Here is a 13,510-nt window from a genome sequence, read left to right as displayed (position 1 = left end):
AGCCAAAATGTTGCCGTTTGATGAAATGCAGGTAGAGCCTAGGGTCTGTTCACATTTCATCACGCGGCAATATTTTGGCTCAAAAACGCGCCTGCTGCGTTGAAAATGCTCGCAAGGTGTCCAACCTTGCTGTGCTTTTCGCCTTGCAGCCACGCTTTTGCGCTCAAAATCTTACTCGCGGATGAATTGTGAACAGACCCTAATGCGGCGGTAAGTATATTATAAGCAGATGGCTTTTGCTTGCCCAAAGCGCCCGACCGGCATTAAAAAAGTGTTAAGAAGCCTTTAAATCGGTATTGCGGCAAAAGGCTTGTTTTCGAGTGGCGATTTTGACGGCGTGGAAAAAGGCCGTCTGAACATATGATGCGGAAAGCTGTTCAGACGGCCTCGGATATGATGTATCGGTTATGATGTATCGGTTAAATTAAAGATGTTCGGCTAATTCCAAAATAGCCTGGCGGTTGGAGGGGGAAAACACTGTTTCTGCCGCAGCTGTGTGCTCCAGCCAGCAAAAAGCGGTGTGCTCTTTGCTAAGCTTAATGACGGTGTCGGGCGCAATGCGGGCGGAAAATACATGCTCGGTGTTGCGGGTGATGCCGGGCGGGTAGCGGTGGCGCCAATGCGGATAAATTTCGTATTGCCGGCTTTGCTGCCAATCGTGCAGCTGGCCGTCTGAAAGGGTGATGCCGGTTTCTTCCTGCACTTCCCGCAGAGCGGTTTGGCTCAAGGTTTCGCCGGCTTCGATGCTGCCGGTGACCGATTGCCAAAAGCCGGCGCGATCGGCACGCTCGATCAGCAATATGTTGCCGTTGCCGTCGTGCAACACCACCAATACTGACACGGGCTGTTTTAATGGTTTGGCCGCGCTCATGAATGCGCTCCGTGCTCATTATCGGGCTCGTCTGAGCGCGTGCTGCTGCGGGCTTTCAGGCCGGCGTGCAACATGGCGGCATCGCTCGGCTCGGGGGCGTCGTTGAGAATACGTATTTCGCGTTGCGGAAACGGAAACTCAATGCCGTTTTCATTAAAGCGCGCCCAAATATCCAATAAAATAGCGGAAAACAAACCCAAAAAGCCGTTTTCCGGGTCGCGCACCCAAAAGCCTACGCGCAGGTTTACGCCGTTGTCGGCAAATTCAACCAAAAAAGCTTTGGGCGCAGGGTCGGTTTCCACCCGCTCTTGGGCGGCAGCGGCTTCTTCAAGTATGCGCATGGCTTGTGTCAAATCGGTGTGGTAGGCTACTTGGATGTTGAGGTTTTGCCACAGCGATTTGCCGGTGTACGATTCATTAATCACGGTGGAAGTAACAAACGTTTCGTTCGGAATCAGCGCTTCAGAGCCGCCGGCGCTGCGCAACACCACAAAACGAGAGGTGATTTTGGTAACGTAGCCGGTGAAGTCGTTAACAGTCAGGCGGTCGCCCGGGCGGATGGAGCGGTCGCCCAAAATGATAAAGCCCGAAATATAATTGCTGGCCACTTTTTGCAGGCCGAAGCCGATGCCCACACCGAGCGCACCGCTAAACACCGACAACACGGTAAGATTGATGCCCACCAGCGGCAGCGCAATCAGCACTGCCAGCGTCACCAGCACCGTGGTGACCACTTTCGAGAGCACGATGCGCAGATTCATATCGAGCCGGTTGCTGTTCATCAGCCGGCTGTTGATGGTGCGCGAAAGCCAGAGGGCAAACACCATAATCACCGCCACCCACACCAAGCCGGTGAGTATGGTGTAGAGATTGAGCGTGATGGAGCCGATGGGCAGCTGCACGCTTTTGAGCATATTGATTACCACATCATCGATGCCGGAAATCCACAATACAAAAGACACCCACAACACCCCTGAGAGCGTGCTTTCGAGCATATCGGTGATTTTATTGTTGGGCAGCGCCGCATGCACCACGGCCAGCAAAAGCCGGATAATAATCATCCAGCGCGCCGCCATCACCAAAAGCTGCAACCACACGCCATTGAAGCCCAGAGCCGTCCAAGTAAACAAGGCGGCAACGGCAGCGGCCAGCAGCATCAGCGGCCACAACACCCGCCTGCCGATGTGGCTCAAGGCCGCCCATTTCGTGGGCTTTTGCGCACGGCGGCCGATTAGATAGCCCGAGAGCCAATAAGTGAGCACCATCAGCGCAATGCAAGTGCCCAGCTCTATCCAGCCCAGCGGCTGATTGAAGCTGCGCTCGAGCAGATGAGAGGCAAAGCGCTCGCGGGCAAACAAATGGGTGAAGAAATCCACCAGATTGGCACCGGTGTTTTTGATGATTTCCGTGCTTTGGGCGGAAACCTGGTTGAGGGTGTCGGACATAATTATGTTTATGCTTCAAAAATAAATGTGTGTTCAAGCTGCAAAACGCAGCGGCTTTCAGACGGCCATCATTATAAGCGCCGTACAATGCGCTCGGATAGCATGCCTGCGTAAAGATTTTGCCGGTGCAGGCAAGCGGCGGCGCTTGGTCATCCGAGCCTGTTTTGAGCCGGATAGGGCGAAAGTAACACAAATAAGCCGCATTTTGAGATTTTAACAGTGTTAATCCTTGCGTTAAAATGCGGCGGCAATTATAATCTTTCGTTTTGCAACCTTGCCTTTTGCTTTTCGCATGGCCAAAGGCTGTTTGATAAACCGTAAGGAGATAACATGCGTCATTATGAGATCGTGTTTATCGTTCACCCTGATCAAAGCGAGCAAGTGCCCGCTATGGTTGAACGCTACAAAACCATGATTACCGAAGCCGGCGGCACCATTCACCGCCTGGAAGATTGGGGCCGCCGCCAACTGGCTTACCCGATCAACAAAATCCACAAAGCACACTATGTTTTGATGAACATCGAAGCCACGCCTGAAGTGGTGGAAGAGATTGAAACCGCTTTCCGCTTCAACGATGCGGTGCTGCGTCATCTGACCATCAAAACCAAACATGCCGTTACCGAAGCTTCTCCGATGATGAAAGACGAGAAGTCTAAAAGCCTGCTGAGCAACAGCGGCGCGGCTGAAGAAGCTAAAGAAGAAACTGCCGAAGCTTAAGATTGAACAATCTTTTCACCCTTACCGCACAAATCGCCCAAACCGGCGAAGTGCGCTACACACCCGCCGGCATTCCTGTGCTGGATATGGTGCTCAAACATGAATCTTGGCAGCAGGAAAACGGCCAGCAATGCCTGGTGAAGTTTGAAATGCCGGCCAAAATCATCGGTAAGGAAGCTTTGCAGTGGCAGCATGGGCAAAACATGATGGTGGAAATCACCGGCTTTCTCGCACAGAGAAGCCAGCGCTACACCCGGCCCGTGCTGCGGATACAGAACATTCAAGAATATAAAGGTTAAACGACAATGGCTCGTCAATCATTCAAACGCAGAAAATTCTGCCGTTTTACGGCTGAAAAAATCCAAGAAGTGGATTACAAACAAGTAGACCTGTTGAAAGATTTTATCGCTGAAAACGGCAAAATCATTCCCGCCCGCATCACCGGCACCAAAGCAGGCTACCAACGTCAACTGTCTGTTGCGGTTAAACGCGCCCGTTTCCTGGCGCTGTTGCCCTACACCGACCAACACAAATAATTGACGGAGAAAAGTAACATGCAAATCATTCTGTTAGAAAAAATCGGCGGCCTGGGCAACTTGGGTGACGTGGTAACCGTGAAAAACGGCTACGCCCGCAACTTTCTGATCCCCAGCGGCAAAGCCAAGCGCGCTACCGCAGCCAACCTGCAAGAGTTTGAAGCGCGCCGCGCCGAGCTGGAAGCCAAGCAAGCCGAAATTTTGGCCGATGCGCAAGCCCGCCAAGAAAAACTCGACGGCCAAACCATCACCGTGGCTCAAAAAGCCGGTGTAGACGGCCGCTTGTTCGGCTCCGTAACCAATGCCGACATCGCCGATGCGATTCGCGCTGCCGGTGTGGAAGCCGCTAAAGCCAATGTGCGCCTGCCCGAAGGCCCTTTCAAAGCCGTGGGCGAATACGAAGTGGAAGTGGCGCTGCACACTGATGCCGTAGCCAAAATCACCGTTGCCGTGGTGGCTGCTGTAGAATAATCTGCGCAGATTAGCAGTTTATATAAAAGGCCGTCTGAATCTTTCAGACGGCCTTTCTGTATTAAAGATTGCCGTTCAGATGCGCTGCACGAAGCGGCGCAAACAAAGCTGTTTAGGCGTAATCTGTGCTTTAACCCCCACGGTAAATTTGATACACTGCGTGCTGATTGAGTTTAATGAAAACCGGATGTGACGATATGAAAAAATTCGCCATAGGGCTGTTGGCGCTGGCCTTGGCCGCCTGCAGCAGCCAGCAGCAGCCCGCCGAAACATCGGAAACCCTGCTGCCGCCGATCGGCGGCAAACGCCCCGTGTTTGACGCTGCCGCCGAATCGGTGGCCATCAGCGGCTTCAACGGCAATGCCAATGTGCAGCGCTTTATTGATTATGAAGTGCAAAGCGGCCAATTCACACGCCACGAGCTGGAAAACTTTTTCGGCGGCGTGGAATACAAAGGCAATATCGTCAATATTATGAACCGCCCCGGCACCTCGCGCCCGTGGTATGAATTTCGCCAAGCCAATGCAGGCGGCACCCGTGTGAGCGCAGGCCGGCGTTTTTATGCCCAGAATAAAGGCGTGATCGACGCGGTGGCGAAAAGCTACGGTGTGCCCGCAGAAATCATCGTGGCGATTGTGGGCATCGAAACCAACTACGGCACCAATATGGGCAGCTTCCGTGTGGCCGATTCTTTGAGCACGTTGGCATTTGATTATCCGCGCCGAGCCGAATTTTTCCAAAAAGAATTAAACGAATTCCTATTGATGACCAAAGCGGAAAAGCGTGATGTCTACAGCTTTAAAGGCAGCTATGCCGGCGCCATGGGCATGCCGCAGTTTATGCCCTCGAGCTTTCGCAAATATGCCGTAGATTACGATGGCGACGGCTTTCACGATATTTGGAACAATGTAGGCGATGTGGCCGCATCAGTGGCCAATTATATGAAAGCGCACGGCTGGCAAACCAACGGCAAAATGGTGGTGCCGGTTACGCTCACCATCAATCAAGAGCTGCAAGGCATTATCGATGAGAAAACCGCGCTCACCCGCACCGTGGCCGATTTCAAACGTTTGGGTGTACAGCCGCAGGAAGTGGTGGGTGACCACGAAAAAGCCATTCTTTATCGGCTCGAAACCAGCCCAGGCGTGTATGAATACTACCTCGGCCTCACCAATTTTTATGCGGTTTGGCAATATAACCACAGCCGCATGTATGTTACCGCTGTGCGCGACATTGCCAACGGTGTCAGCGGCGATTACCGCCTGTAAAACGGAGCAACATGGCTTATCAAGTTCTCGCCCGTAAGTGGCGGCCGAAAACCTTTGCCGATTTGGTCGGCCAAGAGCATGTGGTGAAGGCTTTGCGCAATGCGCTCGACAAAGGCCGCCTGCATCATGCTTATCTGCTCACCGGCACGCGCGGCGTGGGCAAAACCACGATTGCGCGCATTTTGGCCAAAAGCCTTAACTGCGAGCAGGGGCAGCACGGCGAGCCTTGCGGCGTGTGCGCCAGCTGCACCCAGATCGATGCCGGCCGCTATGTGGATTTGCTCGAAATCGATGCCGCATCAAACACCGGTATCGACAATATCCGCGAAGTGCTGGAAAACGCCCAATATGCGCCCACCGTCGGTAAATATAAAGTTTATATCATCGATGAAGTGCACATGCTCTCGAAAAGCGCGTTTAACGCCATGCTCAAAACGCTGGAAGAGCCGCCCGAGCATGTGAAATTCATTCTCGCCACCACCGATCCGCACAAAGTGCCGATTACTGTGCTCAGCCGCTGCCTGCAATTTGTGTTGCGCAATATGACCACGCAGCAAGTGGCGGCGCATTTGGCGCATGTGCTGGAAAGCGAACAAGTGCCGTTTGAGCCCGCTGCCGTGCAGCTGCTCGGGCGCGCGGCCATGGGCTCGATGCGCGATGCTTTGAGTCTTTTGGATCAGGCGATTGCCATGGGCTCGGGCAGCGTGGCCGAGCAAGATGTGCGCCAGATGATAGGCGCGGTAGACAAGCGCTATCTTTATGAATTGCTGCAATATATTGTGAACCAAGATGGCGAAGCGCTGCTGGAAAAAGCGCAGGAAATGGCTGCGCGCGCTATCGGCTTCGACAGCGCATTGAGCGAATTGGCGATGCTGCTGCAACGCTTGGCGCTGCTCAAAACCGTGCCTGCCGCGCTGGCTGACGACCCCGAACATGAAACCCTTGCCCGCTTGGCACAGTATTTGAGCGGCGAGCAGATTCAGCTTTATTACCAATGTGCCATTCACGGCAAACAGGATTTGAGCCTAGCGCCCGATGAATACGCCGGCTTTGTGATGACGTTGTTGCGCATGCTGGCTTTTGCGCCGATGGCGGCCAAGGCGCATAGCAGCGAGGGCATTATCGAGGGCACGCAGCTGCATAATCCGCAGGAGGATGCCGCCGCAAAAAAGCCCCTGATTCTGCCGGATAGCCCGGCGCTGCCTGCGGTTGCGCGGCCGTCTGAAAACCTTGCCGCCAATGAGCCGCTTAAGCCTGCAGCAGAAGACACCTCGCCGTGGGAAGCGCCGCCTGAGGCAGAAGTGGCGATGCATGCCGAAGCGGCCATATCTGAACTTGAGCCTGCTACATCCGCCACACAAACCCTGTCGGATGAGCCGACGCCCGTGGTTGCGGAAACAGAAGAGCTACCGGCAGAGCCGCTGATAGAGCCGGTACAAGCTTGGGCGGAAGCATCGGACATGATGCCGTCTGAAAGCGTGGGCGAGCTTGCGGATGTTGTGGCGGCCGATGAGTTTTCTGCGGCCGAAGCGGTGCAAGAAGCGGTTTATTTCGGCGATGACGAAGTAGATGAGGAATATGCCGATTATCCGCACCTTGATGCCGCGCCCGTTTTGGCGGCTTTAAATGAAAGCGGCGACAACAGCGAAAATGAAGAAGAGGCCGAAGCCGAAGCGCCTGAATTCGAGCCATTGCCTGCTTTTGACGGCGAACATTGGGCCGCGATGGTACGCCGCTTGGCGCCCAAGCTCGGCGCGGCGCAAATGGTGGCGCAGCATGCCGCGTGGGTGCGCTATGATGAGCCGCAACAATTGCTGATGCTCTCGCTCACCGATGAGGCGCGCGCCACCAGCAATAAAGAGCGCCTAGATAAAATCCGCGACACGCTCTCCGATGCTTACGGCGTTGCCCTGAAGCTGCAAACCGAGCCTTGGCGTGATGATGCGGGCTGGGAAACACCGCTTATGCGGCGCAAGCGTTTGCAGCAAGAAGGCCGCCGGCAAGCGCAAATGCTTTTGGAAGCAGATGCAGCGGCACAAGATATTTTGCGTTTGTTTGATGCGCAATGGCTGCCGGACACATTGGAATTGGCCGGGCAGGACGAGCAATAAGCGCAATACAAACCATGCCGTCTGAAACGGGATATGGCTTTCAGACGGCCTTAATCATGATTTTTTAAACAGGAGTAAAACATGTTCGGAAAAGCCGGATTGGGCGGGCTGATGAAGCAGGCCCAGCAAATGCAGGAAAATATGAAAAAAGCGCAAGCCAAGTTGGCGGAAACCGAAGTGTCGGCCGAAGCGGGCAACGGCTTGGTGAAAGTGACCATGACGTGCAACCATGTGCTGCGCCGCCTTGAAATCAGCGAAGAATTGATTCAGGAAGCCGCTGATGATAAAGAAATGCTGGAAGATCTGATTCTGGCTGCCATCAACCAAGCCGGTGCGTTGGCCGAAGAAACCACCAGCAAAACCATGGGCGCATTCACCCAAGGCCTGCCGCCGGGCATGGGCGATTTTTTTAAATAAAAATGAAAAGCAGGCCGTCTGAAAATGTTTTCAGACGGCCTGCTTGATGCCTGAGGGCTGCACTCTGTTTTTCTGCACTCAATGCATTTTGTGCAGCACCGTAATAAACGCGCATACGCTTTTTTGTTCAATAACAAGGCCGTCTGAAACATTTATTGTTCAGACGGCCTTGGCTTCTGTTATACCAATTCAAATATACCAATTCAAAAAAAGTAAGCTAACAAGGCGGCGAGCCGTAGACAGTACAGATAGTACGGCAAGGTGAGATAACGAAGTTAGGTTATTTTTTTGGATTGGTATTATTGGAAAGTTGATTGAGGTGCCGATAGTGAAATGCATAAAAAACGGCTGCGAATGGTAGCTTGGTTGATAAGCCCAATGTTTGAGACGGCTTGTAGATTGGTGGTTTTCAACCCAACCTACCCGCTGTATCACTTTTTTATGCATTTCACTATAGGTTGGGTTTGGCAACCCAACCTACGCCGGTGATTTTCTACTGCCGTTATTCCGGATGCTCGAGGTGGTAGATTTGCGCCACGGCCTCGACCAAATCGCTGTCGTTGGCACCGGCTTTATTGAGCGTGCGGGTGGGGGAATGCAGCAGCTTGTTGGTGAGCTGCACGGATAAGCGCTCGAGCACTTCTTCGGGCGGCGTGCCTTTGGCCAGCTGCTTCATGGCGTTTTCCAGCACTTGGCGGCGGGCGCGTTCGCCCTCGTCGCGCAGGGCGCGGATAAGCGGCACGCTTTGGCGGCTTTTTTGCCAATCGATAAATTCGGCCACTTTTTGCGACACCATCACTTCGGCTTCAGCAGCGGCTTTTTGGCGCGCTTCTTTGCCTTGCTGCACGATGCCCATCATATCGTCGACGGTGTAGAGATAGGCATCGTTTAATTCGCCCACTTCTTCTTCGATGTCGCGCGGCACCGCCAAATCGAGCATAAACACCGGCATATGGTGGCGCTGGCGCAATGCGCGCTCGACCATGCCTTTGCCGACAATGGGCAGCTGGCTGGCGGTGGACGACACCACCACGTCGTATTCGTGCAAAATGGCCGGCAATTCGGCCAGCAAATGCGGCTCGGCATTAACGCCCAGCTTTTCGCACAATTCTTGCGCCCGTGGCAGGGTGCGGTTGGCCACGGCCATCAGCTTGGGATTTTTGGCGGCAAAATAAGTGGCCACAAGCTCAATCATTTCACCTGCGCCGATAAACAGCACATTCAAATCGGCCACATCGGGGAAAATCTGCTCGGCCATTTTCACCGAAGCGGCGGCCATCGACACGGAATTTTCGCCCACCGCCGTGCCGGTGCGCACTTCTTTGGCCACGGCAAAGGTTTTTTGAAACAAGGCATTAAGCCAAGTGTCGAGCGCGGCTTGCTCTTGCGCCACGCGCACGGCATCTTTAATCTGCCCTAAAATCTGCGGCTCGCCCAACACCATCGAATCGAGCCCGCAGGCCACGCGGAAAGCGTGGCGTATGGTGTCGCTGCAACCGTAGGTGTAAAGATAGGGGCGGATTTCGTCGATGTTGAGATTTTGATATTCGGCCAGCCATTCGATCACACGCTCGGCATCGCCCACGCAATAAAGCTCGGTGCGGTTGCAGGTGGACAAAATCACCGCTTCGGCGGCGGCGCGGCTTTCAATCAGCCCGCGCACGGCATCGGGCAGCGTGACTGCGGCAAACGCGAGCTTTTCGCGTATGCTCAGCGGCGCGGTTTGGTGATTGAGGCCGATGGCGGTGAGTTGCATGATGAGGCGGGCAGGTTGGAAAACGCGCTATTGTACCGCAAAGTGCGATTAATTTAAATGCTTGGCCCGATAGTCGGAAATAAAAACAGACCGGCAAAATATCTGAAAACAAAAGGCTTTCAGACGGCCTATTGATTAATGACGCACGGCTGGTTATCCTGTTAACAAAATATGGCCAAAGAGGCCGTCTGAAAGAAAGCTGAATATGGATTTACACAATATCCGCGCCGATTACAGCAAGCAGGAATTATCGGAGCAAGAATGCGATGCCAGCCCGCTGGTGCAATTTGAACGCTGGCTGAATGAGGCGGTGCGCGCCGAGGTGAACGAGCCCACCGCCATGAATGTGGCCACGGTGGGCGAAGACGGCCGCCCGAGCAGCCGCATGGTGTTGCTGAAAGAAGTGAATGCGCAGGGCTTTGTGTTTTTCAGCAATTACTTGAGCCGCAAGGGGCGCGCGCTTTCGGCGCATCCGTTTGCCGCTTTAACGTTTTTCTGGCCCGAATTGGAGCGGCAGGTGCGCGTGGAAGGGCGGGTGGTGTTGCTGGATGAGGCCGCATCCGACGAATATTTCAAAAGCCGCCCCTACACCAGCCGCATCGGCGCTTGGGCGAGCGAGCAGAGCAGCGTGATTGCCGGCAAATCGGTGCTGGTGGCGCGCGCCGCCGCCGTCGGCCTCAAGCACCCGATCAGCGTGCCGCGGCCGCCGCATTGGGGCGGCTATGTGGTGCTGCCCGAGCGGCTGGAATTCTGGCAGGGCCGGCCCAGCCGCCTGCACGACCGCATTCAATACCGCCTCGAAAACGAAAGCTGGCTCAAAGAGCGGCTGGCACCTTGAGTAATTTCAGACTGCAGGCCGTCTGAAACTTTTTGTTTGCAAAGGCTTATCGAGTAAAGAATAAAAGGAATCCACCCATGCAGCAAAGCAAACCTTTTCCGCGCGTGTTGACCATTGCCGGCTCTGATTCCGGCGGCGGCGCAGGCATACAGGCCGATTTGAAAACCTTTGGCGCGCTGGGCGCTTACGGTGCCAGCGTGATCACTGCGGTGACCGCGCAAAACACGCAAGGCGTGCAGGGCGTGCATGTGGTGCCCGCGGCCATGATTGCCGCCCAATGCGATTCTGTGTTGAGCGACATCCGCATCGATGCGGTGAAAATCGGCATGCTGCCCGATGTGGAGAGCATCAAAGCCGTGGCGCATGCTTTGCGCGAATATCCGGTGCCGTTTGTGGTGTTTGATCCCGTGCTGGTGGCCACTTCGGGCGATTCGCTGGCGCTGGAAAACACGCTGGATGCCTTATGCGGCCTGTTGCTGCCGCTGGCCGATGTGGTGACACCCAATCTGAACGAGCTCGCGCAGCTCACCGGCAATGCTTTGGCGCAAGACGAAGCCGAAATGCTCGCGCAAGGGCGGCAGCTGCTGGCCAAAGGCGCTAAAGCGGCGCTGCTCAAAGGCGGCCATTGGCAGGGCTGCGAAGAGGCGCGCGACTGGCTGGTGCAAGAAGCGGCCGACCCGCAATGCTTTGTCAACGCCCGCGTGCCCACCGCCAACACCCACGGCACCGGCTGCACGCTGGCTTCGGCCATTGCCGCACTCTATCCGCACCGACGCAACCTGAATTTCGCCGTGGCCGCCGCCAAAAGCTATTTGCACGGTGCGATTGCATCGGGGCAATATTGGCATGTGGGGCAGGGCGCGGGGCCGTTGGCGCATTTTTGGCGCACCGTGCGCGATTAGAATTTGAATGCAAGGCCGTCTGAAAGAGCGGTTTCAGACGGCTTTTGTGTGTCATGCGTACTACGGTTGCTGCATATAAGGTAAGGCTGTCTGAAAGAGAAGTTTCAGACGGCTTTTGTTCGTCATGCGTACGATTACGCTTTGTTTTCACAAAGCTAATCGTACCTACGTTTGTTGTTCAGACAGCCGGGACGTTGTAGGTCGGATACTTGTATCCGACATTTTCTCAGCTCCGGAAAACTTGTTCTGCGAACAAGCGTCGGATTCGAGAATCCGATCTACGCCTACGCCTTCAATGCTGTAAACAAAACGATGCCGTCTGAAAAAATGTTTCAGACGGCTTTTGTTCGCCATGCGTACGATTACGCTTTGTTTTCACAAAGCTAATCGTACCTACGCTTGTTTTCAGACGGCCTGTTTGACCGTTTAAATATCGAAATCGCTGCGCTCGTGGGTGGCGGTGATCATGCCGGCGGCTACGGTGTGGTGGCTGGCTTCATCAATCAGGATAAAGGCACCGGTGGCGGGGTTTTCGGCATAGGTGGTGGCGGTGAGCGGCTGTTGCAGGGCAAGGCTGAGGCTGCCGATGTCGTTGATGGCGAGCTTTTCGGCGGCTTTCACGTTGCTCAGTGTGTGCACATCCCACACATAGGCGATTTGCTTCACTTTGGCGGCGGTGGTTTGCGTGCCGTGTTTGAGCAGGTATTTGCGCTGCGGGTTGAGCGCGCGCTCGTCAAACCAGCACACCGATGCCTGAATGTGGCGGGTGGGCAGGGCGGGATTGTTGGCGGCCAGAATGCTGTCGCCGCGCGAGATGTCGACATCGCTGTCGAGCGTGAGGGTGAGGGCGCTGCCGGCTTCGGCGCTTCGGGCTTCGCCTTGCGGGGTGTAGATGGCGGCGATGCGGGCGCTTTTGCCTGAGGGCTGCACGCGGATTTCGTCGCCCACGCTCAAGCGGCCGGCTTCGAGGCGGCCTTGGTAGCCGCGGAAATCGTCGCTGCTGCTGCCGTCTTGGCGGGCCACGCGCTGCACGGGAAAATGGGCGCTCAAACGGGCGGCGCGGCTGCGTTCCACCGGTAGGCTTTCAAGCAGCGGCAAAAGCGGCAGGCCGCGATACCACGGCGTGTGTGCGCTGGCGGCCACGATATTGTCGCCGGCCAATGCGCTCACGGGCAGGTAGTGGATTTGTGCGGCTAGGCCGATTTGCGCAGCGAGCGTGCGGTAGGCCTCGGTGATGGCGCGGTATTTTTGTTCATCGAAATCAAGCAAATCGAGCTTGTTGACGGCCACAATGATGTGCGGCGTGCCCAAAAGCTTCAAGATGGCGCTGTGGCGGCGGGTTTGCGGCAATAAGGCGGGGCTGCTGCCGGAAAAATCGACGCGGGTGGCATCAATCAGCACAATGGCAGCGTCGGCGGTGGATGCGCCGGTGACCATATTGCGGGTGTATTGCTCGTGGCCGGGAGTGTCGGCGATGATGAATTTGCGTTTGGCGGTGGCGAAATAGCGGTAGGCCACATCAATGGTGATGCCTTGCTCGCGCTCGGCGGCGAGGCCGTCGGTGAGACCGGCAAAGTCGGGCGCTTGGCCGTTGGCGGCGGATTGCGCGAGCTTGTCGGCTTGGTCGCTCAAGAGCGTGCGGCTGTCGTAGAGCAGGCGGCCGATCAGGGTGGATTTGCCGTCGTCAACGCTGCCGGCGGTGATAAAACGGAGCAGGGGGGCGGTGGATTGGGTCATGGTTTCCTCAGATTCGGGCGGCTTTTGAATGCTGCTTACTTTAGCGAGGCCGTCTGAAAAAGGGAAAGAATGCTTTGTTGTAATCAAATGCGCTTTGGTTATATAGTGGAATGTAAGAAAAAGTGACACGAACTGCATTCTGAAACAGCGTAGCTTGGGTTGCCAAACCCAACATTTCAGACGGCTTGTGGATTTGTTGGGTTTTCAATCCAACCTACTTGCCGTATCATTTTTTATGCATTCCATTTTTTATGCATTCCATTATTTATGCATTCCATTATTTATGCATTCCATTATTTATGCATTCCATTATATGTGGTGTATATGTGGTGCGGGTGGGGAAACCCTAGGGCGTCCTGACAATTACTTGTCATAAAGGCAGCCATAGCATAATACAAGCTAAAGCAACTACGCTTTCATAATGCCTTTTCAAACGATCGT

General features: G+C 54.9%; 13 protein-coding genes. 9 read left to right on the top strand and 4 right to left on the bottom strand.

The features are described from left to right. Window positions 1-424: 424 nt before the first annotated feature. On the bottom strand, window positions 425-871 hold the full coding sequence (gene nudB / locus EV680_RS00975; protein ID WP_132952292.1) for a dihydroneopterin triphosphate diphosphatase: 447 nt from the start codon (window positions 869-871) through the stop codon (window positions 425-427). Further along, entirely contained in the window at window positions 868-2,316 is a 1,449-nt protein-coding gene (locus EV680_RS00970) for a mechanosensitive ion channel family protein (protein WP_207894262.1), read from the bottom strand. The genes nudB and EV680_RS00970 overlap by 4 nt, the downstream gene beginning before the upstream one ends. A 330-nt stretch (window positions 2,317-2,646) precedes the next feature. Between EV680_RS00970 and rpsF the strand changes: the two genes are divergently transcribed. The 7 genes from rpsF to EV680_RS00935 all read left to right on the top strand — a co-directional run bounded on the left by rpsF (window position 2,647) and on the right by EV680_RS00935 (window position 7,836). Further along, window positions 2,647-3,033: a 30S ribosomal protein S6 gene (gene rpsF, locus EV680_RS00965; RefSeq protein ID WP_132952290.1), complete on the top strand. Its 387-nt coding sequence runs from the start codon at window positions 2,647-2,649 to the stop codon at window positions 3,031-3,033. Between the two features lie 2 nt (window positions 3,034-3,035). After that, on the top strand, window positions 3,036-3,332 hold the full coding sequence (gene priB / locus EV680_RS00960; protein ID WP_132952288.1) for a primosomal replication protein N: 297 nt from the start codon (window positions 3,036-3,038) through the stop codon (window positions 3,330-3,332). Between the two features lie 6 nt (window positions 3,333-3,338). Beyond that, a complete protein-coding gene (gene rpsR / locus EV680_RS00955; RefSeq protein WP_132952286.1) occupies window positions 3,339-3,569 on the top strand; it encodes a 30S ribosomal protein S18 in 231 nt (76 codons plus the stop codon). An 18-nt stretch (window positions 3,570-3,587) separates the two neighbouring features. Then, entirely contained in the window at window positions 3,588-4,040 is a 453-nt protein-coding gene (gene rplI / locus EV680_RS00950) for a 50S ribosomal protein L9 (protein WP_132952284.1), read from the top strand. A 197-nt stretch (window positions 4,041-4,237) separates the two neighbouring features. Beyond that, on the top strand, window positions 4,238-5,308 hold the full coding sequence (mltB, locus tag EV680_RS00945; RefSeq protein WP_132952282.1) for a lytic murein transglycosylase B: 1,071 nt from the start codon (window positions 4,238-4,240) through the stop codon (window positions 5,306-5,308). Window positions 5,309-5,319: 11 nt separating this feature from the next. Continuing rightward, entirely contained in the window at window positions 5,320-7,419 is a 2,100-nt protein-coding gene (dnaX, locus tag EV680_RS00940; RefSeq protein WP_132952280.1) for a DNA polymerase III subunit gamma/tau, read from the top strand. A gap of 81 nt (window positions 7,420-7,500) precedes the next feature. Continuing rightward, complete coding sequence (locus EV680_RS00935; protein WP_132952278.1) at window positions 7,501-7,836, top strand: YbaB/EbfC family nucleoid-associated protein; 336 nt, start codon at window positions 7,501-7,503, stop codon at window positions 7,834-7,836. A 502-nt stretch (window positions 7,837-8,338) separates the two neighbouring features. Here EV680_RS00935 and hemA read toward each other — a convergent pair. After that, complete coding sequence (gene hemA, locus EV680_RS00930; RefSeq protein ID WP_132952276.1) at window positions 8,339-9,592, bottom strand: glutamyl-tRNA reductase; 1,254 nt, start codon at window positions 9,590-9,592, stop codon at window positions 8,339-8,341. 205 nt (window positions 9,593-9,797) lie between these two features. Here hemA and pdxH point away from each other — a divergent pair, with 205 nt between their 5' ends. Beyond that, window positions 9,798-10,430: a pyridoxamine 5'-phosphate oxidase gene (pdxH, locus tag EV680_RS00925; protein ID WP_132952274.1), complete on the top strand. Its 633-nt coding sequence runs from the start codon at window positions 9,798-9,800 to the stop codon at window positions 10,428-10,430. A gap of 77 nt (window positions 10,431-10,507) precedes the next feature. Next, complete coding sequence (gene thiD, locus EV680_RS00920) at window positions 10,508-11,332, top strand: bifunctional hydroxymethylpyrimidine kinase/phosphomethylpyrimidine kinase (RefSeq protein ID WP_132952272.1); 825 nt, start codon at window positions 10,508-10,510, stop codon at window positions 11,330-11,332. Window positions 11,333-11,758: 426 nt separating this feature from the next. On the opposite strand, the gene EV680_RS00915 is transcribed toward thiD, so the two are convergent. Then, window positions 11,759-13,069 carry a sulfate adenylyltransferase subunit 1 gene (locus EV680_RS00915; protein WP_132952270.1) on the bottom strand — a complete coding sequence of 437 codons (1,311 nt, stop codon included), beginning with the start codon at window positions 13,067-13,069 and terminating at the stop codon, window positions 11,759-11,761. Between the last annotated feature and the right edge of the window lie 441 nt (window positions 13,070-13,510).

Source organism: Uruburuella suis (assembly GCF_004341385.1).
Taxonomy (GTDB): domain Bacteria; phylum Pseudomonadota; class Gammaproteobacteria; order Burkholderiales; family Neisseriaceae; genus Neisseria; species Neisseria suis.
This window is presented reverse-complemented; position numbering and strand designations above follow the sequence as displayed.

Coding starts and splice junctions, on each gene's coding strand:
- nudB (WP_132952292.1), bottom strand. CDS start 871: ATGAGCGCGGCCAAACCATTAAAACAGCCCGTGTCAGTATTGGTGGTG.
- EV680_RS00970 (WP_207894262.1), bottom strand. CDS start 2,316: ATGTCCGACACCCTCAACCAGGTTTCCGCCCAAAGCACGGAAATCATC.
- rpsF (WP_132952290.1), top strand. CDS start 2,647: ATGCGTCATTATGAGATCGTGTTTATCGTTCACCCTGATCAAAGCGAG.
- rpsR (WP_132952286.1), top strand. CDS start 3,339: ATGGCTCGTCAATCATTCAAACGCAGAAAATTCTGCCGTTTTACGGCT.
- rplI (WP_132952284.1), top strand. CDS start 3,588: ATGCAAATCATTCTGTTAGAAAAAATCGGCGGCCTGGGCAACTTGGGT.
- mltB (WP_132952282.1), top strand. CDS start 4,238: ATGAAAAAATTCGCCATAGGGCTGTTGGCGCTGGCCTTGGCCGCCTGC.
- dnaX (WP_132952280.1), top strand. CDS start 5,320: ATGGCTTATCAAGTTCTCGCCCGTAAGTGGCGGCCGAAAACCTTTGCC.
- EV680_RS00935 (WP_132952278.1), top strand. CDS start 7,501: ATGTTCGGAAAAGCCGGATTGGGCGGGCTGATGAAGCAGGCCCAGCAA.
- hemA (WP_132952276.1), bottom strand. CDS start 9,592: ATGCAACTCACCGCCATCGGCCTCAATCACCAAACCGCGCCGCTGAGC.
- pdxH (WP_132952274.1), top strand. CDS start 9,798: ATGGATTTACACAATATCCGCGCCGATTACAGCAAGCAGGAATTATCG.
- thiD (WP_132952272.1), top strand. CDS start 10,508: ATGCAGCAAAGCAAACCTTTTCCGCGCGTGTTGACCATTGCCGGCTCT.
- EV680_RS00915 (WP_132952270.1), bottom strand. CDS start 13,069: ATGACCCAATCCACCGCCCCCCTGCTCCGTTTTATCACCGCCGGCAGC.